This is a genomic window from Pseudomonas sp. s4, assembly GCF_046764235.1.
In the GTDB taxonomy this organism is placed as follows: domain Bacteria; phylum Pseudomonadota; class Gammaproteobacteria; order Pseudomonadales; family Pseudomonadaceae; genus Aquipseudomonas; species Aquipseudomonas asiatica.
In genome coordinates this window covers 5,504,839-5,525,856 of the sequence record NZ_CP177209.1, presented here as the reverse complement: position 1 = coordinate 5,525,856, position 21,018 = coordinate 5,504,839, and the positions used below count along the sequence as shown (strand labels likewise).

Sequence of the window (21,018 nt, the reverse complement as noted above, 5' to 3'; positions counted from 1 at the left end):
TCGCTGAACCCCCTGACGGTATTGCCATGAATTTCGCCAAACTCGGCCTGATCGAACCGCTGCTGCGCACCCTGCAGCAACTGGACTACACCACCCCGACCCCGGTGCAGGCCAAGGCCATCCCCGCCGTGCTGGCCGGCCGCGACCTGATGGCCGCGGCCCAGACCGGCACCGGCAAGACCGCGGGCTTTGCCCTGCCTGTGCTGCAGCGCCTGGCGCTGGAAGGCGAAAAGGTGGCCAGCAACTCGATCCGCGCGCTGGTGCTGGTGCCCACTCGTGAGTTGGCCGAGCAGGTGCACAACAACGTGCGCGAGTACGCCGAGAACCTGCCGCTGAGCACCTACGCGGTGTATGGCGGGGTCAGCATCAACCCGCAGATGATGCGCCTGCGCCGTGGCGTCGACCTGCTGGTGGCCACCCCGGGGCGCTTGCTCGACCTGTTCCGGCAGAACGCCGTGAAGTTCAACCAGGTGCAGACCCTGGTGCTGGACGAAGCCGACCGCATGCTCGACCTGGGCTTTGCCGAAGAGCTGCAGTCGGTGTACGCCGCGCTGCCACGCAAGCGCCAGACGTTGCTGTTCTCCGCCACTTTTTCCGACCAGATCCGCATGCTGGCGGGGCTGGCCCTGAACGACCCGCTGAGCATCGAAGTCAGCCCGCGCAATGCCACGGCCACCAGCGTCAAGCAGTGGCTGGTGCCTGTGGATAAAAAACGCAAGGTCGACCTGTTCTGCCACCTGCTGCGCAAGCAGCGCTGGAAGCAGGTGCTGGTGTTCGCCAAGACCCGTAATGGCGTCGATCAACTGGTGGAGCGCTTGCTGGCCGAGGGTGTGAATGCCGACGGTATCCACGGTGACCGCCCGCAGGCCACTCGCCAGCGCGCGCTGGACAGCTTCAAGGCCCGCGAAATCCAGGTGCTGGTGGCGACCGATGTGGCGGCCCGCGGCCTGGATATCGATGACTTGCCGCTGGTGGTCAACCTTGACCTGCCGATCGTTGCCGAGGATTACGTGCACCGCATCGGGCGTACCGGGCGGGCGGGTAACAAGGGCGAGGCTATCTCGCTGGTGTGTGCCGATGAAGTGCAGCTGCTGGCGGCGATCGAAGTGCTGACGCGGCAGACCCTGCCGCGTCATGAAGAGCCGGACTTCATCCCTGACCACCGGGTGCCGATGACCGACGCCAGTGGCCAGGTGATCAAGAAGCCGAAGAAGCCCAAGAAGCCGAAGGAAAACAGCGCCAAGCGCGGGTTGGGGCGCTGGATGGACAGCGCTGAATCAGGCAGTGCGGAGCCGGCGGTGAAGGCAGTGCGCAAGGTGCCGAGCTTCAATGGTGGGGCGCGCAAGCGTAAGCCTTGATTGCCTGACCTGGCCTCATCGCCGGCAAGCCGGCTCCCACAGGTACTGCGCTGCTCTCAAGGCCACTGCTGTACCTGTGGGAGCTGGCTTGCCGGCGATGGGTTGCAAAGCAGCCCCGACAATCTGTCAGGAAACCCGCATAACCCAATTCGCCGCCGCCCGTCCGGCGCGCAAGCCGCTGGCAAAGCACGCTGTCAGCAGATACCCCCCAGTCGGCGCCTCCCAGTCCAGCATCTCGCCTGCACAGAACACCCCCGGCATCCCCTTGACCATCAAGCCTTCATCCAGCCCCTCGAAACGCACCCCACCCGCGCTGCTGATCGCTTCATCCAGCGGCCGCGTGCGTACCAGTGTTATCGGCAAAGCCTTGATCGCTTTCGCCAAGGCATCAGGGTTGGCAAAGGTCGCCTGATCGGTCAGCTCGCGCAGCAGCGCAGCCTTGACCCCATCGATACCCAGCTGGCTGTGCAGGTGCTTGGCCATGGAGCGCGAACCCCGTGGTTTGGCCAGCGCCTGGGCAATCTTGTCCACAGGCTTGTCCGGCAACAGGTCGAGCAGCAACACCCCGTGGCCCTCACGGTTGATGGCCTCGCGCACCGGCGCTGACCATGCATACACCAGGCTGCCTTCCACACCCTGCGCGGTGAGGATGAACTCGCCCTTGCGCGGCACGCTGCCAGGAACGCTAAGGGCAATGTTCTTCAACGGCGCACCGGCGAACTTGTCCTTGAGCAGCGCGCTCCAGCCTGCCACTTCAAAACCGCAGTTGCTGGGCTGCAAGGGCGAGATATCCACAGCCCGTTCGGCCAGCAGCGGCTGCCAGCTACCGTCCGAGCCCAGTCGCGCCCAGCTGCCGCCACCCAGCGCCAGCACCACCACGGCAGCCTTCACCAGCCGCTCGCCTTGTGGATAAGCAATCCGCAATGCACCTTCGGCATTCCAGCCCAGCCAGCGGTGACGGGTGTGGATAACTACTCCGTTGTCGCGCAGGCGCTTGAGCCAGGCGCGCAGCAGTGGCGCGGCTTTCATGTCGGTGGGGAACACCCGGCCCGAGGTGCCGACGAAGGTTTCGATGCCCAGGCCGTGAATCCACTGGCGCAAGGCGTCGGCATCGAAGTCGTGCAGCAGCGCAGCGATTTCGCCCTGGCGCTCGGCATACCGGCTGACGAACGCCGGGTAGGGCTCGGAATGGGTGATGTTCATGCCACCGACACCCGCCAGCAGGAACTTGCGGCCCACCGAAGGCATGGCATCGAACACCTCGACCGCCAGGCCCGCCTGGGCCAGTGCTTCGGCGGCCATCAGGCCGGCTGGGCCGCCGCCGATGACGACAGCGAGGGGAGGGGAGGCGGGGCTCAGATCAGGCATGGTGGGCAGCAGGCTGTGGAAAAGAGGCGCATTCTAGCGCAGCGCGGCCTGCAGAAGTACTGCTCAAAAAATGATCAGAGCTTTGCAGGCCTTGCCTGTAAAGGGCTGCAGCGCCTTTCCCGCAGGTTATCCACAAGCGGTTCCACAGTCATTGTGAACAACCGATGACGCGTGCCGCGCTGTGATGAAGGATGCCGTGGCGCCTGGCCAGGGCTGCGCGGTCCTTGCTGTAGCCACCGCCGATCACGCCCACCACCGGGATGTCGCGGCCCAGGCAGTGGCGCAGCACCGCTTCGTCACGGGCGGCAACACCTGCATCGGTCAGTTGCAGATAGCCCAGGGCGTCGTCCTTGTGCACATCGACCCCGGCGTCGTACAGCACCAGGTCGGGTCGATAGAGTGGCAGCAGGTAGTTGAGGGCGTCGTCCACCACCTTCAGGTAGGCCATGTCGCCCATGCCGCGCGGCAGGGGGATGTCCCAATCGCTTTGTGCCTTGCGCGCCGGGAAGTTCTGTTCGCAGTGCAGCGACACGGTGATGGCGTCTGGTGTGTCGTGCAGGATGCGCGCGGTGCCGTCACCCTGATGCACATCGCAGTCGAAGATCAGCACCCGGTGTACCCGGCCAGCCTCCAGCAGGTAGTGGCTGATCACGGCCAGGTCGTTGAAGATGCAGAAGCCGGCAGGGTGGTCGTAATGGGCGTGGTGGGTACCGCCGGCAAGGTGGCAGGCGATGCCGTGCTGCAGCGCCATCTCGGCGCTCAGCAGCGAGCCGCCTACGGCGCGCACGGTACGCCGGGCCAGGGCCTCGCTCCAGGGCAGGCCGAGGCGGCGCTGGTCCTCGCGTGACAGGTCACCGTTCATGTAGCGCTCGATGTAGCTGCGGTCGTGGGCCAGGGCGAGGATGTCGTTGGGGCAGATGTCCGGGCGCAGCAGGGCTTGGTCGGTGGTCAGTCCGCTGTCGATCAAGTGGTCGTGCAGCAGGCGAAACTTGTCCATGGGGAAGCGGTGTTCGGCAGGGAACTCCGGGCTGTAGTCTTCGTGGTAGATCAGCGGCAACGGCATGGGTGGGGTCGCAATCGGGGCCAGTGCTGATCTTGCCATGGCTGGAGACTGCTGTGGGAGAACCTGCCTGGCATCAATCTCCTGGCCAGCGCCGGCCTTTGTAGGAGCGGCCTTGCGTCGCGAAAGGGCTGCGCAAGGCCGCTCCTACAGGGCGTGTTTGCCACGAGGGGGCGTTATTTCGTGGTACTGGCCAGCACCCGTTGCCAGTCCGGCTCGTTCAGGCGGCCGAGGATGCGCGTCTTGCCATTGCCATCCACCGAAACGAACAGCGCACTGGCATAGCCGCTCTCACGCTCGCCCCCCGCAACTTTCTGCTGGCGGGCAAAATGGTCGATGCAGCCGTTGTGGGTCACCAGCACCAGGTTATGCCCCGGTCGTTTGTGTGCCAGCGCTTCGCTGGCGAACTGGCTGTCACAGCTTTCCAGCCAGTCCTCACTGGCCACCGCCTGGCCAAGGATGAAATGCGCGGTTTGCCGTGTGCGCAGTTTCGGGCTGCTGAGCATATCGGCGTTGTTCAGGCCCAGCTGGTGCAGCCCTTGGCCAACATGTCCGGCAGCCTGGCTGCCGGCCACGGTGATGCCGGCGGGGTCGTCCAGGCACGGGCCGGGGGCGCTGTCGCAGCGCTCGGCGTGGCGGATCATCACGATCACCGCACCGTCGGCCCAGTCCTGCAGCAGGCCGCTGTCACTCAATTGTCGTTCGTTGCCAAGGTCCACGATGTGCGTCCTCGTCGCCAGCCAGGTGCTCAACGCCGCCACGACCATGCACAGGCCAAGGGCGGCACCGAGGGCTTTGCGGGTCAGGCGTCGCTTGCGCCGGGCGTGGATGGCAGGGTGCCCCAGGGTGTTGCTCGATAGCATGCGTTGCTCCGTTGGCATGGTCGCGGCTGGCGCGACGGTGTTGGCTGGCATCCTGCCAACAGGCCTGTCGGGGGGCGGTGAAGGGCGTGTGAAAATTGCATTCGGGCACGCCGGCTAGGTGAAACCTGCACCCGCGCCTACGCTGTAAACTGCAAGACGGTAAAACCGGAGCACGCCCGATGACCCCTATCCTGCAACTGGAAAGCGCGCGGCTGGTACTGCGCCAATGGCACGACGACGACCTGCGCGAGTTCGCCGCCCTGTGTGCCGACCCGCAGGTGATGCGCTACTTCCCGGCGCCGCTGACACGCCTGGAGGCAGCCGCGCTGATCGGCCGCGTGCGCGGGCATTTCAATGAGTACGGCTTTGGCCTGTGGGCCCTGGAGCGCAAGGACAGTGGTGCCTTCATCGGCATGACCGGGTTGTTGCACGTGGGCTTCGATGCCGATTTTGCGCCGGCGGTGGAGATCGGCTGGCGCCTGGCACGCCGCCACTGGGGCCTGGGTTTCGCCAGCGAGGCGGCGTGGACATGCCTGCGCTGTGCTTTCGCCCAATTGCGCCTGGAGGAAGTGGTGTCGTTCACTAGCGAGAGCAACCTGCCCTCGCAGAAGGTCATGCAGGCCATCGGTATGCAGCAGGACCTGAATGGCAGTTTCGAACACCCGCGCCTGCCCGTGGGCCATCCGCTGCGCCCGCATGTGCTGTACCGCATCGATCGAGCTCACTGGGAGCGTACCCTGCGCGCCTGAATGCATGGCCATGCCCGGCGCGAATGACAAACCCTGTATCATTTCCCTAATGGAGGGCGCTTGCCGCAAGATGTTCAGCGCCTATGAGATCGAGCGCCGCCTGGACGGCGCATCGCGAGCAAGACTCGCTCCTACGGAGAACCCCCGATGAGTCATGTGTTGGACGACCTGGTCGACCTGTTGAGCCTCGAGTCCATCGAGGAGAACCTGTTCCGTGGCCGCAGCCAGGACCTGGGCTTTCGCCAGCTGTACGGCGGGCAGGTACTGGGCCAATCGTTGTCGGCGGCCAGCCAGACGGTCGAGGATGCACGCCATGTGCATTCGTTGCACGGCTACTTCCTGCGCCCTGGCGATGCCAGCCTGCCGGTGGTGTATTCGGTGGACCGTGTGCGCGATGGCGGCAGCTTCAGCACCCGGCGGGTGACTGCGATTCAGAAGGGCCAGCCGATCTTCACCTGCAGCGCCTCGTTCCAGTACGACGAGGAAGGTTTCGAGCATCAGGCGCAGATGCCCGAGGTGGTCGGCCCGGAGAACCTGCCCACTGAAGTCGAGCTGGCCCGGGCCATGGCCGACCAGTTGCCCGAACGCATTCGCGACAAGGTGCTGTGCGCCAAGCCGATCGAGATCCGCCCGGTCACCGAGCGCGACCCGTTCAACCCCCAGCCTGGCGACCCGGTGAAGTACGCCTGGTTCCGCGCCGACGGCAACCTGCCCGATATTCCCGCCCTGCACAAATACATGCTGGCCTACGCCTCGGACTTCGGCCTGCTGACCACTGCGTTGCTGCCCCATGGCAAATCGGTGTGGCAGCGTGACATGCAGATCGCCAGCCTCGACCATTCGCTGTGGTTCCATGGCAACCTGCGTGCCGACGAGTGGCTGCTGTACGCCACCGACAGCCCCTGGGCGGGCAATGCCCGTGGCTTCTGCCGCGGCAGCATCTTCAACCAGGCCGGGCAACTGGTGGCGTCGTCGTGCCAGGAAGGCCTGATTCGCCACCGCAAGGACTGGGCATGAGCCTGGGCGAGGTGCGCAACTGGGTGTTCGACATGGACGGCACCCTGACCGTGGCCGTGCACGATTTTGCCGCCATCCGCGTGGCGCTGGATATCCCGGCCGAGCACGACATCCTCACCCACCTGGCAGCTTTGCCGGCGGACGAGGCGGCGGCCAAGCATGCCTGGCTGCTGGAGCACGAGCGTGATCTGGCAATTGCCTCCACGGCGGCCACCGGGGCGGTGGAACTGGTGCGCGAGCTGGCCCAGCGTGGTTGCCGGCTGGGCATTCTGACCCGCAATGCCCGTGAGTTGGCGCATGTGACGCTGGAGGCCATCGGCCTGGCGGACTGCTTCCCGGTGGAGCACATTCTGGGGCGTGACGAAGCAGCGCCCAAGCCAAGCCCGGATGGGCTGCTGAAGATTGCCAATGCCTGGGGTGTGACACCGGGTGAGTTGGTGATGGTGGGGGATTACCGGTTTGATTTGGACTGTGGGCGTGCCGCAGGGGCGCGCACGGTGCTGGTGAACCTGCCGGACAATCCGTGGCCGGAGCTGGTGGATTGGCATGCGGCCGATTGCCGGGCGCTGAAGGTGATGCTGGGCTGAATCTTGTGTTGGGAATGTGGGCCCTATCGCCGGCAAGCCAGCTCCCACAGGGACACCACTAGAGCTGAGACTTGTGTAATACCTGTGGGAGCTTGCTTGCCGGCGATAGGGCCGGACCTGTCTATGCTGAACCCCAATCTTTTCCCTGAACGGAGACCTATCCATGACCAGCAAGGCCATCTACGTAAAACCCGGCGGCGGCTACGACAAGGTCGAGGTCGGCACCTGCGAGGCCTCTTCACCCGAGGCCGGCGAGATCACCGTGCGCCTGCACGCCAGCTCTCTTAACTACCACGATTTCGCCGTTGTCAGCGGCATGTGGGGCCCGAGCGAGCGGCGCATCCCCATGGCCGATGGCGCTGGCGAAGTGGTCGCGGTGGGGAGCGGCGTCACCGAGTTTCAGGTCGGCGACAATGTGGTCAGTACCTTTTTCCCCGACTGGCTCGACGGCCAGGCAAATGTGGAAGGCTTCGCCAAGGTGCCCGGCGACGGTATCGATGGTTACGCCCGTGAACAGGTCACCGCTCGCGCCACCGCCTTCACCCTGGCGCCCAAGGGCTTCAGCCATGCAGAAGCTGCCACGCTGACCACGGCCGGTCTCACGGCTTGGCGCGCGCTGATGTGCGACGACCACCTCAAGCCCGGCGATACGGTGCTGGTGCAGGGCACCGGCGGTGTGTCGATCTTCGCCCTGCAGTTTGCCAAGCTGGCCGGCGCGACGGTGATCGCCACCTCTTCCAGCGACGCCAAGCTGGAGCGCCTGAAGGCCCTGGGTGCCGACCACCTGATCAACTACAAGAGCGTCCCGGCGTGGGGTGAGAAAGTGCGCGAGCTGACCGGCAACCGCGGCGTCGATCATGTGATCGAAGTGGGTGGCGCGGCGACGCTGGAGCAATCGATGATTGCCGCGCGCATTGGTGGGCACGTGTCGTTGATCGGCATCCTCACCGGCGTGGCCGGGCAGTTGCCGCTGGTGCAGGCGCTGGTGCGGCAGATACGCCTGCAAGGCGTGCTGGTGGGCAGCCGCGCCCAGCAGCAGGCGATGGTGCGGGCGATCGATGCCAACGGCCTGCGGCCGGTGGTGGACAAGCATTTCGAGCTGGAGCAGATCGTCGAGGCGTTCCGTTATCAGGAGAGCAACCGGCATTTCGGTAAAATCTGCCTGACCTGGTAACAGGGCCTGATGCGGTTCTCTTTGTAGGAGCGGCCTTGTGTCGCGAAAGGGCCGCAAAGCGGCCCCCGGCCTGCAATTCTGTAGCTGAAATCGAGGGGCTGCTGTGCAGCCCTTTCGCGACACAAGGCCGCTCCTAAAGGGGATCGTGTCAGGCCTGTTCGGGCAGTAGTCGGTCGCGGCTATTGGACAGGTGCAGGCACACCGCTGCCCGCGCCGCGTCCGGATCCTGCCGGCGGATGGCATTGAGGATCGCCTCATGCTCGAGGTTGGCCAGGTACGCCTGCCGCGCCAGCTTCGCCCCGCTGCGTTCGGCCAGGGCCATGCGGTTGCGCGGGATCAGGCCGTTGCCCAGCTGCAACAGCATTTCAGTGAAGTACAGGTTGCCAGTGGCCTCGGCAATCAACAGGTGAAAGCGCCGGTCGGCCTCGATGCAGCTGTCGCCAGCGGCGGCCAGGTCCTGGTAGTCATCCAGCGCCTGGCGCATGCGCCTCAGGTGCCCCTCATCACGACGTAGCGCGGCCAAGGCGGCGGCCTGGCCTTCCAGGCCGATGCGCAGCTCCAGCAGGTCGCGCACATTCGCCGCGCTTTCCGCAGCGATGCGCAGGCCGGCGTGGGCCTGGCGCTCCATCACGAACGTACCGATACCGTGGCGTGGCTCCACCAGCCCCGAGGCCTGCAATTTCGACAGGGCCTCGCGGACCACGGTGCGGCTGACCCCATGCTCGCGCACCAAGCTGTTTTCCGAGGGCAACTTGTCGCCTGGCTTGAAGGTACCCAGCAAGATCTGTTGGGTCAGGCTGGAGACCAGGTCATGGGCACGGCTGTGGCCGCGTTTGTGGGCTTGTTCGGTGGCCATGGTGTGATCCGAATGTTGTTGTACTTGTACGACAAGTTAATCGATAAAAATATTTTTTGCCGATTTTTCCTGCGGTCAAGCAAGCGAGTAGTTTGTATATTTTTGCAAGATCGGCGCATATAGGCTTTTCTTCAGCTTGTATTTTGTGATTTTGCCGATGTTGTTGATCTTGTCGTACAACTTCGCTGCGCATATGCTCCTCCCCACTGCCATGTCAGACAACCTCGACCCGCACAAAAACAATTAGTGGGAGATCCGCAAGTGAACGATACCCTCGCTCCGTCTGCCCGGAATGAAGGCGACGCCCTGGCCAGCGCCGTGGCCAAGGTCAAGCGCCACGTCCTGCCGCTGTTCGTCATCATGTTCATCGTCAACTACCTGGACCGCGTCAACATCGGCTTCGTCCGCCCCCATCTGGAAAGCGACCTGGGCATCAGCGCCGCGGCCTATGGCTTTGGCGCCGGCCTGTTCTTCATTGGCTACGCGTTGTTCGAAGTGCCCTCGAACATGCTGCTGCAGAAGGTCGGCGCAAGGCTGTGGCTGACCCGCATCATGTTCACCTGGGGGGTGGTGGCCACGGCCATGGCCTTCGTGCAGAACGAAACCCAGTTCTACGTGCTGCGCTTTCTGCTGGGGGTTGCCGAAGCGGGCTTCTTCCCCGGGGTGATCTACTACTTCACCCGCTGGCTGCCGGCCGCCGAGCGTGGCAAGGCGATTGCCATCTTCCTCAGCGGCTCGGCATTGGCGTCGCTGATTTCCGGGCCGCTGGCCGGCGCGCTGATGCAGATCCAGGGCCTGGGCATGCATGGCTGGCAGTGGATGCTGTTCATCGAAGGCATGGCCTCGGTGACGCTGTGCTTCTTCGTGTTCTTCTGGCTCGACTCCAGGCCGCAGGACGCCAAGTGGCTGAGCCAGGCCGAGCAGGAAGCACTGGTGGCCGCCATCGATCGCGAGCAACTTGAGCGCGAAGCGGTCGGCGCGGTCAGGCCATCGGCCTGGAGCCTGCTCAAGGACCGCCAGATCCTGCTGTTCTGCCTGATCTACTTCTGCATCCAGCTGACCATCTACGCCGCGACCTTCTGGCTGCCGAGCATCATCAAGCGCATGGGTGACCTCAGCGACCTGCAGGTCGGCTTCTTCAACTCGATCCCGTGGCTGATCTCGATCCTGGCCATGTATGCCTTCGCCGCCGGCTCGGCGCGCTGGAAGTTCCAGCAGGCCTGGGTCGCAGGTGCGCTGGTGATCGCTGCCATCGGCATGTTCATGTCCACCACGGGTGGGCCGGTGTTCGCCTTTGTCGCGGTGTGCTTCGCGGCCATCGGTTTCAAGTCGGCGTCGTCACTGTTCTGGCCGATCCCGCAGGGCTACCTGGATGCCCGCATCGCCGCAGCGGTGATCGCGTTGATCAACTCGGTCGGCAACCTCGGCGGCTTCGTCGCCCCCACCACCTTCGGCCTGCTGGAGCAGCAGACCGGTTCGATCCAGGGCGGCCTGTACGGCCTGGCGGTGACCTCGGTGCTGGCGGCCATTGCCATCTTCTTCGTACGCACTCGCCCAAAGGGCGTCCCTTCCGATGACCTCAAGGCCCCTTCGGCCCTGGGTCAGAGCCATTGATGACTGCGAGACAACAACCATGAACATGCAGACCCTTCACACCAGCACCCCCGTGGTCACTGATCTGCGCGTGATCCCCGTCGCCGGGCACGACAGCATGCTGCTCAACCTCAGTGGTGCCCATGGCCCGTTCTTCACCCGCAACGTAGTGGTGCTGCGTGACAGCGCCGGCAATACCGGGTTGGGCGAGGTGCCCGGCGGCGAGAAGATCCGCCAGACACTGGAGGACGCCCGCAGCCTGGTGGTCGGCCAGCCGATCGGCCATTACCAGCGCGTGCTCAATGCCATGCGCCAGACCTTCGCCAACCGTGACTCGGCTGGTCGCGGCCTGCAGACCTTCGACCTGCGCATCACCGTGCATGCGGTGACGGCCATAGAGTCGGCGCTGCTCGACCTGCTCGGCCAGCACCTGAACGTGCCGATAGCGGCACTGCTGGGCGAGGGGCAGCAGCGCGAGGCGGTGAAGATGCTCGGTTACCTGTTCTACATCGGCGACCGCCAGCAGACCGACCTTGCCTACCGCAACGAAGCCGATGCCGAGGATGACTGGTTCCGCCTGCGCCACGAAAAGGCCCTGACCCCGGACGCGGTGGTGCGCCTGGCCGAGGCCGCCAAGGCGCGCTATGGCTTCAGCGACTTCAAGCTCAAGGGCGGGGTGTTGCGCGGCGAGGAGGAGATGGAAGCGGTAACGGCGCTGGCCGAGCGCTTCCCCGAAGCCCGCATCACCCTCGACCCGAATGGTGCCTGGTCATTGAAGGAGGCCATTGCCCTGTGCCGCGACAAGCACGATGTGCTGGCCTACGCCGAAGACCCATGCGGTGCCGAGAACGGCTACTCGGGCCGTGAGGTGATGGCCGAGTTCCGCCGTGCCACCGGCCTGCCCACCGCCACCAACATGATCGCTACCGACTGGCGGCAGATGGGCCATGCGATCCAGTTGCAGTCGGTGGACATTCCGCTGGCCGACCCGCACTTCTGGACCTTGCAGGGTTCGGTACGGGTGGCGCAGATGTGCAACGACTGGGGGCTGACATGGGGTTCGCATTCCAACAACCACTTCGATATCTCGCTGGCAATGTTCACCCAGGTGGCGGCTGCGGCGCCGGGGGAAATCACTGCGATCGACACCCACTGGATCTGGCAGGACGGCCAGCGCCTGACCCGCGAGCCACTGCGCATCGTCGACGGGCATGTGCACGTGCCGGCGCGGCCGGGGCTTGGGGTGGAGCTGGATGAAGACCAGTTGGCCAAGGCGCATGAGTGCTACCGCAACATGGGGTTGGGCGCGCGGGATGACAGCGTGGCAATGCAGTTCCTGATTCCGGGGTGGAGCTTCGATAACAAGCGGCCTTGCCTGGTGCGTTGAGGCATAGGGCCCTTTCGCGATTCCTGTTGCTAGTCCGGTGCTTCGAGCGTACCGGGCAGGCGTAGGCAGACGCCTGGCAACAGAGGCCCCGGGAGACCGGGGCTTTTTTGTGGCTGGCAGAAAGTGGTGATGGCTGCACCGGCCCTTTCGCGGGCTTGCCCGCTCCCACAGGTACACCACAGGTTTGAGGGGCGTGGAGTAACTGTGGGAGCGGGCGAGCCCGCGAAAGGGCCCGTACAGCCACAACACACCCAAATGAAAAACAAAAGCTCCAGACGGCCTGGTGACGGGATCGGGTATGCCATTCGCGACTTCTGACGTTAATGGGGATGCCCTGTCGTGATCGAACAGTTCCGGGGCGTTCTCGTGTAATTTCCCACAGCCCTGCGGGGCTTAAATGAAGCCCGACCTGCACTGACACGTTGCTCTGTGACGCGTGCCAAATATCAACAACAGAGCGCGAGTAACGTGTCGACTTATTGATTTCAAAGGAGATATTTTCGCCTACACCTGCCCGTCCATCCTTGTGTCAGTAAAAAGAGAACAACATCAATGAACACCGTGGGATCTGATGGCAACCTTGCACAAGGTTTCAAGCCACGTCACGTAACGATGCTGTCCATCGCCGGCATCATCGGCGCCGGACTTTTCGTCGGCTCTGGCCACGCCATCGCGGCAGCCGGGCCAGCTACCATAATTTCCTATTTCGTGGCCGGGACCTTGGTGGTACTGGTCATGCGCATGCTTGGCGAAATGGCCGTGGCACACCCGGACACCGGATCGTTTTCCACCTACGCCGAGCAGGCCATCGGCCGCTGGGCCGGCTACACCATCGGTTGGCTGTACTGGTGGTTCTGGGTACTGGTAATCCCGATCGAAGCGCTGGCCGCCGGGCATGTGCTGAACGCCTGGTTCCCGCAGGTGGACAGCTGGATATTCGCCCTGGCTTCGGTGCTGCTGCTGGCTGGTACCAACCTGTTCAGCGTGGCCAAGTACGGTGAGTTCGAGTTCTGGTTCGCCATTCTCAAGGTCACGGCCATTCTCGGTTTCATCGGCCTGGGTTTCGCCGCACTTATGGGCTGGCTGCCCAACCGCGAGGTCAGTGGCCTGAGCAGCTTGATGGCCGAGCACGGCGGCTTCGCGCCGAAGGGCTGGTCGGCCGTGGTTGGTGCGTTCATCACCGTGATGTTCAGCTTCATCGGCACCGAAGCGGTGACCATCGCCGCGTCCGAATCGAGCGACCCGTCGCGCAACATCGCCAAGGCCACTCGCTCGGTGATCTGGCGCATCAGTACCTTCTACATCCTGTCGATCTTCGTGATCATTTCGGTGGTGCCGTGGAACGACCCGCAGCTGGCGGTGGTGGGCTCTTACCAGCGTGCGCTGGAGATCATGAACATCCCCAACGCGGCTTTCATGGTCGACCTGGTGGTGCTGGTGGCAGTGACCAGCTGCATGAACTCTTCGATCTACATTGCCTCGCGGATGATGTACTCGCTGGCCAAGCGCGGTGACGCACCGGCCATGCTCAACAAGACCTCCAAGGTCGGTGTGCCACGCGCTGCGGTTTTCGGCAGCACGTTGATCGGCGCGGCCATTGCCATCCTCAACTACTTCGCGCCGAAGGGCGTGTTCGAGTTCCTGCTGGCCAGCTCCGGCGCCATTGCCTTGCTGGTGTACATGGTCATCGCCATTTCGCAGCTGCGCATGCGCCGTCGCCTGGAGCGGGAAAACACCGAGCTGAAGTTCCGCATGTGGCTGTTCCCGTACCTGACCTGGGCGGTGATCCTTTTCATTGGCGGGGCACTGGCGGTCATGATGTTCACGCCTGAACACCGGGCGGAAGTGAGCTCGACATTGGGCCTGGCGATCGTGATTTCCTTCCTGGGGATCGTGACCACGCGGGGCAATGCGCAGCCTGTGGGGGTGCGTTCGATGGGGTGATTGAGTTCACCTGGCGGTAGGGCAAAGGGCACCAGTGGATGGGTGCCCTTTGTTTTTTCAGCCTTTCATCATCTTGATGTATCTGATTGCCGCCGGCGCTTTCTCGAAGCGCCGGTGGATCAGGCTAAGCCACGAGCTGGCCTGGCAGTCGACAATACGCCGGTAGTGCACCTGCGGCAGGCTGATGCGCTGCACCACCGATTCTGGCACCACTGCGATGCCTTGGCCGAGTGACACCAGGGTGATCACCGCCACCAGGCTGCCCGGCTGGGGGCCGAGCCTCGGGACGAAACCACCTTGTGCTGCCACTTCCAGCGTGCCGGAGATCTGTTCGGGCAGGATGAAGGTTTCATTGGCCAGGCGCGAGGCCGGGATCTGCGGCACTTCATTTATCCGTGAGCTGGCGGGCAGGGCGAGGACGAAACCTTCCTGGTGCAAGGCGATAGCTTCGAGTTCCTCGGGCAGCTCCATCGGTGAGCGCACATAGGCAAGGTCAAGCAGGCCGTCGCGGACCATGCCGGGCAGTTCGGCCATGGGCAGTTCGCGAATGTTCAGGCGTACGCGGGGGCAGGTTTCGCTGTAGCGGCTGACTTGCTGCTGGAGCATGCCCGAGTACGCGGCCGAAGCCACATAGCCCAGTTCGATGCGCCCGCTTTCGCCTCGGGCGGCCCGTTGCGCGCCCAGTTGTGCAGCATCGAACTGGCGCACGGCATGTTCGGCCTCGATCAAAAGCGCCTGGCCCGCTGCGGTGAGGTTGACCTCGCGCTGGTTGCGCTCGAACAGGCGCACGCCCAGTTCGCGCTCCATGTCCTGTATCTGCCGGCTGAGCGTGGGCGGGGCGATGCCCAGCTGTTCGGCGGCACGGGTGAAATGACCGTGGCGGGCGACGCAGAGGAAGTAGCGGAAATGGCGGATTTCCATGGGTGTTACCTGCAGGGTAATGACGCGAGCCGCCGTGGCTAACAAGCCTGGGGGCTGGTGGCGTTATGGTGAGGCAACACTACAAGGCTGGTGGCTTGGCGGCAAAGGCTGCCTGGGAATTGCAGGGGACCGCTTTGCGGTCCATCGCAGGCAAGCCAGCTCCTACAGGTATTGCGCAATCCTTGAAGGCGGTGCGGTCCCTGTAGGAGCTGGCTTGCCTGCGATGGGCTGCAAGGCAGCCCCGGCGATTTGACTAACCAGCCCTGCATCTGGAGCCTCACCATGCCCTCTGCGCGTTTCACCCTGCTCACCGCCTCCCTGGTCTGTGCCCTGATCATCCTCGACACCAACATCGTCGCGGTCAGCCTGCCCAGCATCGCCCGCGACCTGTCCGGCTCGTTTGCCGATATCGAATGGGTGGTCAGCGCCTACCTGCTGGCCTTTGCCGCCTGCCTGCTGCCCGCTGGCAGCCTGGCCGACCGCTTTGGCCGCCGCCGCATGCTGCTGCTCGGCCTGGCCCTGTTCGGCATCGCCTCGCTGGCCTGTGGCGCGGCGCCCAACCTGCTGTTCCTCGACCTGGCCAGGGCAGCCAAGGGCGTTGGCGCAGCATTGCTGCTGACCTCGGCCCTGGCCGCGATCGGCAACCGCTTCCACCAACCCCAGGAACGCATGCGCGCCTGGGCCTTCTGGGGCGCCTGCATGGGCGCCACCATCACCTTTGCGCCGCTGCTGGGCGGGTTGATCGCCAGCACCCTTGGCTGGCGCTGGATCTTCTACATCAACCTGCCGTTGGTGGCAGTGCTCGCAGTGATGGTGTTGCGCAGTGTCGAAGAGTCCCGCGACACCGCTGCGGCCCGGCTCGACCCATGGGGCAGCCTGACTTTCGCCGGCAGCCTGGGTTACCTGATCTGGGCAATGATCGATGCCAACCAGGTGGGCTGGGGCAGTGCGCAAACCCTGGGACGGCTGGTGATCAGCGCCTTCCTGTTCGGCCTGTTCGTCATGGTCGAGCGCAGCCAGGAACGGCCGATGATCGACCTGCGGCTGATGCGCAGCGGGCGCTTCGTTGGCGCCTTGCTGGGGATGTTTGCCTATGCTGCCTGCGCCCAGGTGATGATGACCCTGCTACCGCTTTACTTGCAGAACGGCCTGCAGCTGTCGGCCCTGGCCGCAGGGGCGGGCATGCTGCCGTTTGCCGTGGCCATGCTGCTGACGCCACGCCTGGGCATGCGTCTGGCTGCACACTTGAGCCCGGCGCAGGTGTTCGCGCTAGGCCTGGTTTTGGTCGGGGCGGGTAACCTGCTGTGTGCCTGGGCAACGCAGCAGGGCGGTTACGGTGCATTCGCCCTGGCCAGCCTGGTGCTGGGTGCTGGCGCCGGGCTGCTGAATGGCGATACGCAGAAGAACATCATGGCTTGCGTGCCGCGTGAGCGCACCGGCATGGCTTCGGGGTTGAGTACAACCATGCGGTTCGGGGCGATTGTGCTGGCAATCGGAGGGCTGGGTAGTGTGCTGGCTTCGCGTAGTGGGCAGTTGCTGTATGAGTCAATGGCTGCGGTGGCGCCTGGGCAATCGGGCCAGGTTGCCGCGATGACTACCCGGGTTGCTGCGGGTGATTTGCAGGCGGCGTTGGCGTTGCTTGAGCCCAGGTTGCGGGAAACGATGGCACCCTTGGCCCGCCAGGCGTTCATCGGGGGCTTCGAAGCCGTGTTGCAGGTCGCCGGTGTGGCGGCGCTGCTGTTCGCGATGCTGGTTGGCGTGTTGCTGAGCCGGTCGCTGCCGGCCGTGCCGGAAGTGTTGCTGGCTGAGAGGCAGTCATGAAGCGGGCGGCGGGGCATCACGACACAGCGACTGGGGCATCAAGCCCCTCGACGCGGCATTCGACAATCAGTCATTCAACAGCCATGGCTTCAGTTCCTTGAGGTTGCTCACCACCAGTTGCTGCGCCTCGGGGAGTACTGCCAGGTTGCGGTGGTCGATCAGGTAACGCTGCAACACGTACTTCACCAGTGCCCTGCGGCTGGGCACCACCAGTTGCCCCTGCGTCATGCCGAAGTCGGTTTCGATGATTGCCTTCTGCGCCGCGTTCAATCGCCCGTCAGGTTCGAAGATGATCGGCACCTCGACATTCCAGTCTTCGTCCTGCTCGCGTGTGTTCGGCGATTGGTCGAGCAAGTCTGGTTGCCCACGCAGGCGGCTGAGGACGAAGTCGCGATACTGGCCGTTCTTTTCGCAGTAAGCCCTCACGTGCCAGCGCATGCCGGTGTAGACCAGCGTGTGCGGGGCGATGAGGCGCACTTCCACGTTGGGGGTATTGAAGGACACGTATTCGGTTTCCAGGCGCAGGCCTTCACGGCAGGCCTTGAGCAAGGGACGCAGGACTTCTGGTCGGATGGGGCGGTCCGGCACTTCCAGCACCCGGGTATGCGCGTAGGCCAGTGCCAGCCCGTCGATGTGCGGGGCCCGCTCATTGTTCTGATAAAGCAGGTGCAGGTAGGCGCTGGCGCTGTCGTCGATGAACAGCGGCTTGAACTGCTTGCTCGGTACATAGCCCTTTAGCTGCTTGTCATATGTCAAGTTCTTGGGCGCATGTTCGGTGATGTAGGTATTGATGTCCTTCGACGCCTGCTGGCGGCTGATGCCAAAGCTCTGTATCAGGTGGCCCGTGGTCAGCCGGCCTTCCCACCAGGCAACGGTCTCGATCAAGCGATAGCGAAGTGCCAGGTCCCAGCGTACCTGCTCGATGGATTGCTTGCGTTTCATACCCTCTCCATGTGCGCGATTACTTTACCTGTATAAGTCTACATTCTAGACCTGTCGTTTAACATTACATATCGTGTCGCTGTCTTTGAAACGAATTGAAGTCAGCAAAGGAAAGTGGACATGACTATGTCTGAAGCGGTTTCGACAGGGGCGTTGGTGTTGATTGGGGTAATCCTGGCGGTGCTCCTGATGCAGTACATGAAGTTGCGTGAGCTCTGGCAACTGGCCCTGGCATGCCGTCACAACGCACGATGGGCACGGATTAGGGAGATGGAAAACCGTGAGCTGCGTTCGGCGCGGCGTGCCGACCAGGCGCACATCGCGCAGTTGCAGCGCAAGTTGGTGTTGTTGCAGAGCCTAGTCGCTGCAGAAAAAGGGTAGGGACCTTATCAACAGGCTTGGATGAGTCAAAGGATCATATTTTCAATTCTATGGTAGGGGGTGATGGCATTTTGCCTTGCCATAGGGTATTTCTTAGTCTCCCGCAACATTTCAGCCAAGGATGCATATGGACAACGTTGAGATCAATCGAGTCAAGACTGAAGCTTCTCGCCAGGTTAAAAACATTCTGGATCAGCTTGAGAATGACTATCCAGGGATTACGGAAGGGCTTGCAGCGGCACTGGGCTCGTCAGCGGGTGCTGCAGGTTCACTGGGTGCCTTGTATTTGCTTGGCTATACAGACCTTTCTGCGGCAGGCATCAGCTCCGGCCTTGCTACTGCAGGTGCCTTGGTGGGCGGTGGGATGGTAGCGGGTATCGGTGTATTGGCAGCCCCCATTGCCCTGCTGGGTGTGGGTGGTTATGCGCTGATGAAAAAACGTAAAAACGCGAAGCTTGCGGCGTCTTTGGGCGAAGCTATCGCGAAGCTCTATAACATTCAGGAGCGCTTGCTGAGTAACGCCGAGACATTCAAGGCTGAAATTGCCATGATCAAGCAAACCATCGAAATGCTTACTCGGAAGAAACCGTCGTGAGTAATGAGCTGTATCAGGATGAATTGAGCGCTCTTGCCTTGTTGAATCAGCGCTCGCAGGCGATTGAAACGTCACATGCAGAGATTGCCACCGATATACAGCTCCTCCAGGCACAATTGTTGGCACTTGCCGGTACGTTGGATACCACGACTGATAGTTTGAACACTGTCGTGACCGAAATACCCCTCACTGTTATAGCTTCCAGTGAGCCGATCACACTGGATGATATCTATGCGCAAGCGCGTCAGAACCATCCGGATGCCAGGCTCAAGGACGTTCTGGACGAAAGCGATTTTGATGCTATCGACGCAAGACTCACCGCTCGCTTAGGCGCATTCAATGCGAAGTACAACCTCGATGAGTGGGACTATGCGATAGCGGGTTGCAGCGGGTTATTAGCGGGAGTGCTCGATCTGCTTTTTGTGCGGCCTCCGCCTAAACCTGGAACGAAATGGGATACGCCGGTAGACGGTACCTTCAACAAATGGGTACAAGACACTTTGAACACTTGGCTACCTCCAGAGCTTTCCAAAAAGTTAGGTGAGAAATACAAGATCGGCGCTCCGGACAGCTCTGTCTGGACTGATCTTATTGGTGCCCCGGATAAGGTCCTCAACCCGATCAACCACCGACTTCGTTCGTTGGCTCATGACCCCGTTCTCGGTTTTTTCTACGGGGTGTATGACATGATTCATGGAACTTGCACCGTGGTGGTCAACGGCGAGGTACGCCAGATCCCGAGCACGAAGGGGCCGACTGAGGGAGGCCTGTTCCAGCTGCTGGGAAGAATGTTTGGCCATCTGCTTTCCGATGTAAATGCCCCTTCAGCCAAGGGGAACCGAGGGATGGGCTTACCGGCCCCCTTCATGGGGCTGCTGCGGATGTTCGAGAACGTGAACATCAACGGCGAATCCTTCGGCAAGCAGATCGAGTGGATGTACGTGAAAGGCTACGATTTCAGACAGTTCCTTGTGACGAGCATCCCGGCTGCGATCATGGAAGTCATCATGAGGGTGTTCTACGTAGTCAAACAGGTTGCGGTCAACGGGGCCACTATTGCAGATGCATTATTGGACACGCTGCCCGGAAGAATGAACCCGCGCTTTCGCATCATGTTAGCGCTTGCCTACGGTGCCAGCAGCGCGGTGAATGCCGGGCGGATGTACGCCACGCAAAATCTATTAAACCTGAACTATGCGGCGTGGATGGGGCTTTTCTGGAATGGCGCTCACGCTATCAAATGGACCTTGTACGGTCGGCATATGAAGTTCTGGAGTGAAGTCGAGCTTGCGGAGATTGATGAGTTGCTGGATTACACGCAAAAGCTGAATGGTTTGGCTGAGCGTGCCGCTAAGCTCTAGGGCGACGGGTATCCCAAGGACGGCGCTTCTATCAAACAAAAGTAACCACAGTTCTTACCAAAGAAAAACAGGTGCGCGGGGTCAATGGCGGCGAAGTGTTCGCTCTTTTATACGATGTAGTCACAGCAAGCTGTGCCGACAGGTACTAATGCCAATGTCATTTGGACACTCTCTCATTCGGGAGCAAAGCTGCACACCAGTGCAGACTAAGACCTCTTTCCCGCTAATTGGGAACCATAGCAAAGCAATCGGCGGCTGACCTATCCGGATCAGTCACCGAATCCACATAACGCACTGTTCGGCGGATAATTTGTGCGGTTTCATCCGCGAACACCGGCGCAGCCGGTGCCATGTACCGCGTTGGATTATTCGCGAGTAAAACCGCAGGGTAATGAGCGAACCCGTCTGTGAACTGGTTGCTCTGCAGCTGCGCTGGCTGAAGTGAGATGGCTAGCGCATCATGCCCAGCTCCGCATCATCCAGCAGCGCCTTGCCCAAAGCGCAAAGGTAATGCGCGGCCCAGATCAGTTTTGGCTTGTCTTCCATCAAACCGTCGATGGTCAGGTCCCGCGCATAGCCCATCAGTTCCGAAGCTTGCTCGCGGGCGTTCTGGCAGGGAATGCCGGACTCGATGCGGAACAGTGGGTGAGTCTGGTTTTCACCTTGGTAGAAGATGGTTTTACCGACTGTGCATTTGGTGTCTTCGATGTCCATTGATCGATCTCCCTGGTAGTGATTCAGTGCACGGCTTGCGGGCCCGCTGGCTTGTGTATGTGTGCCAGCGCTGACTCTAGAAGTTTGCGCAGAGCTTCAAGCTCTTGCGTTGACGCCATGATCAACAATGACGCATGCGATCGCGGCTGCATCAGCATTGCCTGCCGGGCTACGGCTTCGGCACAGAGTGCGTAGTCCGAGGCCAACATGATGGTGTCTTCCAAGGAAAGGGGAAGGTGGGGTGGATCGGGGACTATTTTCAGCATTTTTGGTCCTCAGTGGAGCGACCAGCGCTTGCTGTCAAACAAGTGGTGGCAGCCGTGTATG

At 62.5% G+C, this 21,018-nt stretch carries 20 protein-coding genes; 12 read left to right on the top strand and 8 right to left on the bottom strand.

The features are described from left to right. The first annotated feature begins 26 nt into the window (after positions 1-26). Entirely contained in the window at positions 27-1,358 is a 1,332-nt protein-coding gene (locus ACK56M_RS25600) for a DEAD/DEAH box helicase (protein ID WP_013974320.1), read from the top strand. 126 nt (positions 1,359-1,484) lie between these two features. Here the strand turns inward: ACK56M_RS25600 and ACK56M_RS25595 are convergent, their stop codons facing one another. From ACK56M_RS25595 to ACK56M_RS25585, 3 genes are all read right to left on the bottom strand, one after another. After that, positions 1,485-2,726, bottom strand: coding sequence for a TIGR03862 family flavoprotein (locus ACK56M_RS25595; protein ID WP_061303539.1), 1,242 nt, complete (start codon positions 2,724-2,726; stop codon positions 1,485-1,487). A 148-nt stretch (positions 2,727-2,874) separates the two neighbouring features. Then, complete coding sequence (locus tag ACK56M_RS25590; RefSeq protein WP_061303542.1) at positions 2,875-3,789, bottom strand: histone deacetylase; 915 nt, start codon at positions 3,787-3,789, stop codon at positions 2,875-2,877. 173 nt (positions 3,790-3,962) lie between these two features. After that, positions 3,963-4,649 (bottom strand): histidine phosphatase family protein, encoded by a 687-nt coding sequence (locus tag ACK56M_RS25585; RefSeq protein ID WP_100413346.1) that lies wholly within the window; start codon positions 4,647-4,649, stop codon positions 3,963-3,965. 179 nt (positions 4,650-4,828) lie between these two features. Here ACK56M_RS25585 and ACK56M_RS25580 point away from each other — a divergent pair, with 179 nt between their 5' ends. The 4 genes from ACK56M_RS25580 to ACK56M_RS25565 all read left to right on the top strand — a co-directional run bounded on the left by ACK56M_RS25580 (position 4,829) and on the right by ACK56M_RS25565 (position 8,176). Next, positions 4,829-5,398, top strand: a complete 570-nt coding sequence (locus ACK56M_RS25580; RefSeq protein WP_013974316.1) for a GNAT family N-acetyltransferase — start codon at positions 4,829-4,831, stop codon at positions 5,396-5,398. A 147-nt stretch (positions 5,399-5,545) separates the two neighbouring features. Next, a complete protein-coding gene (gene tesB, locus ACK56M_RS25575; RefSeq protein WP_025340733.1) occupies positions 5,546-6,415 on the top strand; it encodes an acyl-CoA thioesterase II in 870 nt (289 codons plus the stop codon). After that, positions 6,412-7,002 (top strand): HAD family hydrolase, encoded by a 591-nt coding sequence (locus ACK56M_RS25570; RefSeq protein ID WP_013974314.1) that lies wholly within the window; start codon positions 6,412-6,414, stop codon positions 7,000-7,002. Before tesB ends, ACK56M_RS25570 begins: the two co-directional genes overlap by 4 nt. A gap of 163 nt (positions 7,003-7,165) precedes the next feature. Continuing rightward, a complete protein-coding gene (locus ACK56M_RS25565; RefSeq protein WP_054573609.1) occupies positions 7,166-8,176 on the top strand; it encodes a zinc-dependent alcohol dehydrogenase family protein in 1,011 nt (336 codons plus the stop codon). A gap of 148 nt (positions 8,177-8,324) precedes the next feature. Here ACK56M_RS25565 and ACK56M_RS25560 read toward each other — a convergent pair whose 3' ends face one another. After that, a complete protein-coding gene (locus ACK56M_RS25560; RefSeq protein ID WP_054573610.1) occupies positions 8,325-9,032 on the bottom strand; it encodes a FadR/GntR family transcriptional regulator in 708 nt (235 codons plus the stop codon). Positions 9,033-9,293: 261 nt separating this feature from the next. Between ACK56M_RS25560 and ACK56M_RS25555 the strand changes: the two genes are divergently transcribed. The 3 genes from ACK56M_RS25555 to gabP all read left to right on the top strand — a co-directional run bounded on the left by ACK56M_RS25555 (position 9,294) and on the right by gabP (position 13,956). Beyond that, positions 9,294-10,646: an MFS transporter gene (locus tag ACK56M_RS25555; protein ID WP_015271909.1), complete on the top strand. Its 1,353-nt coding sequence runs from the start codon at positions 9,294-9,296 to the stop codon at positions 10,644-10,646. Positions 10,647-10,665: 19 nt separating this feature from the next. Continuing rightward, positions 10,666-12,012, top strand: coding sequence for a glucarate dehydratase (gene gudD / locus ACK56M_RS25550; protein WP_054573611.1), 1,347 nt, complete (start codon positions 10,666-10,668; stop codon positions 12,010-12,012). Between the two features lie 552 nt (positions 12,013-12,564). Further along, positions 12,565-13,956: a GABA permease gene (gene gabP, locus ACK56M_RS25545; RefSeq protein WP_003258117.1), complete on the top strand. Its 1,392-nt coding sequence runs from the start codon at positions 12,565-12,567 to the stop codon at positions 13,954-13,956. A gap of 57 nt (positions 13,957-14,013) precedes the next feature. Here the strand turns inward: gabP and ACK56M_RS25540 are convergent, their stop codons facing one another. Next, positions 14,014-14,877: a LysR family transcriptional regulator gene (locus ACK56M_RS25540; protein ID WP_054573613.1), complete on the bottom strand. Its 864-nt coding sequence runs from the start codon at positions 14,875-14,877 to the stop codon at positions 14,014-14,016. 282 nt (positions 14,878-15,159) lie between these two features. On the opposite strand from ACK56M_RS25540, the gene ACK56M_RS25535 reads away from it, so the two are divergent. Continuing rightward, positions 15,160-16,698, top strand: a complete 1,539-nt coding sequence (locus ACK56M_RS25535) for an MFS transporter (RefSeq protein WP_411959136.1) — start codon at positions 15,160-15,162, stop codon at positions 16,696-16,698. 66 nt (positions 16,699-16,764) lie between these two features. On the opposite strand, the gene ACK56M_RS25530 is transcribed toward ACK56M_RS25535, so the two are convergent. Then, the gene (locus ACK56M_RS25530; protein WP_054573615.1) at positions 16,765-17,640 is read right to left on the bottom strand and encodes a WYL domain-containing protein; all 876 of its coding nucleotides are present in this window, start codon (positions 17,638-17,640) and stop codon (positions 16,765-16,767) included. A 120-nt stretch (positions 17,641-17,760) separates the two neighbouring features. Between ACK56M_RS25530 and ACK56M_RS25525 the strand changes: the two genes are divergently transcribed. The 3 genes from ACK56M_RS25525 to ACK56M_RS25515 all read left to right on the top strand — a co-directional run bounded on the left by ACK56M_RS25525 (position 17,761) and on the right by ACK56M_RS25515 (position 19,977). Further along, positions 17,761-18,021, top strand: coding sequence for a hypothetical protein (locus tag ACK56M_RS25525; protein ID WP_054573616.1), 261 nt, complete (start codon positions 17,761-17,763; stop codon positions 18,019-18,021). 127 nt (positions 18,022-18,148) lie between these two features. Next, positions 18,149-18,616, top strand: coding sequence for a hypothetical protein (locus ACK56M_RS25520; RefSeq protein WP_411959135.1), 468 nt, complete (start codon positions 18,149-18,151; stop codon positions 18,614-18,616). Continuing rightward, positions 18,613-19,977: a hypothetical protein gene (locus ACK56M_RS25515; RefSeq protein WP_054573618.1), complete on the top strand. Its 1,365-nt coding sequence runs from the start codon at positions 18,613-18,615 to the stop codon at positions 19,975-19,977. The genes ACK56M_RS25520 and ACK56M_RS25515 overlap by 4 nt, the downstream gene beginning before the upstream one ends. A 450-nt stretch (positions 19,978-20,427) precedes the next feature. On the opposite strand, the gene ACK56M_RS25510 is transcribed toward ACK56M_RS25515, so the two are convergent. Further along, the gene (locus tag ACK56M_RS25510; RefSeq protein ID WP_054573619.1) at positions 20,428-20,691 is read right to left on the bottom strand and encodes a DUF3077 domain-containing protein; all 264 of its coding nucleotides are present in this window, start codon (positions 20,689-20,691) and stop codon (positions 20,428-20,430) included. 23 nt (positions 20,692-20,714) lie between these two features. Next, positions 20,715-20,957, bottom strand: a complete 243-nt coding sequence (locus ACK56M_RS25505) for a hypothetical protein (protein WP_100413340.1) — start codon at positions 20,955-20,957, stop codon at positions 20,715-20,717. Positions 20,958-21,018: the final 61 nt, after the last annotated feature.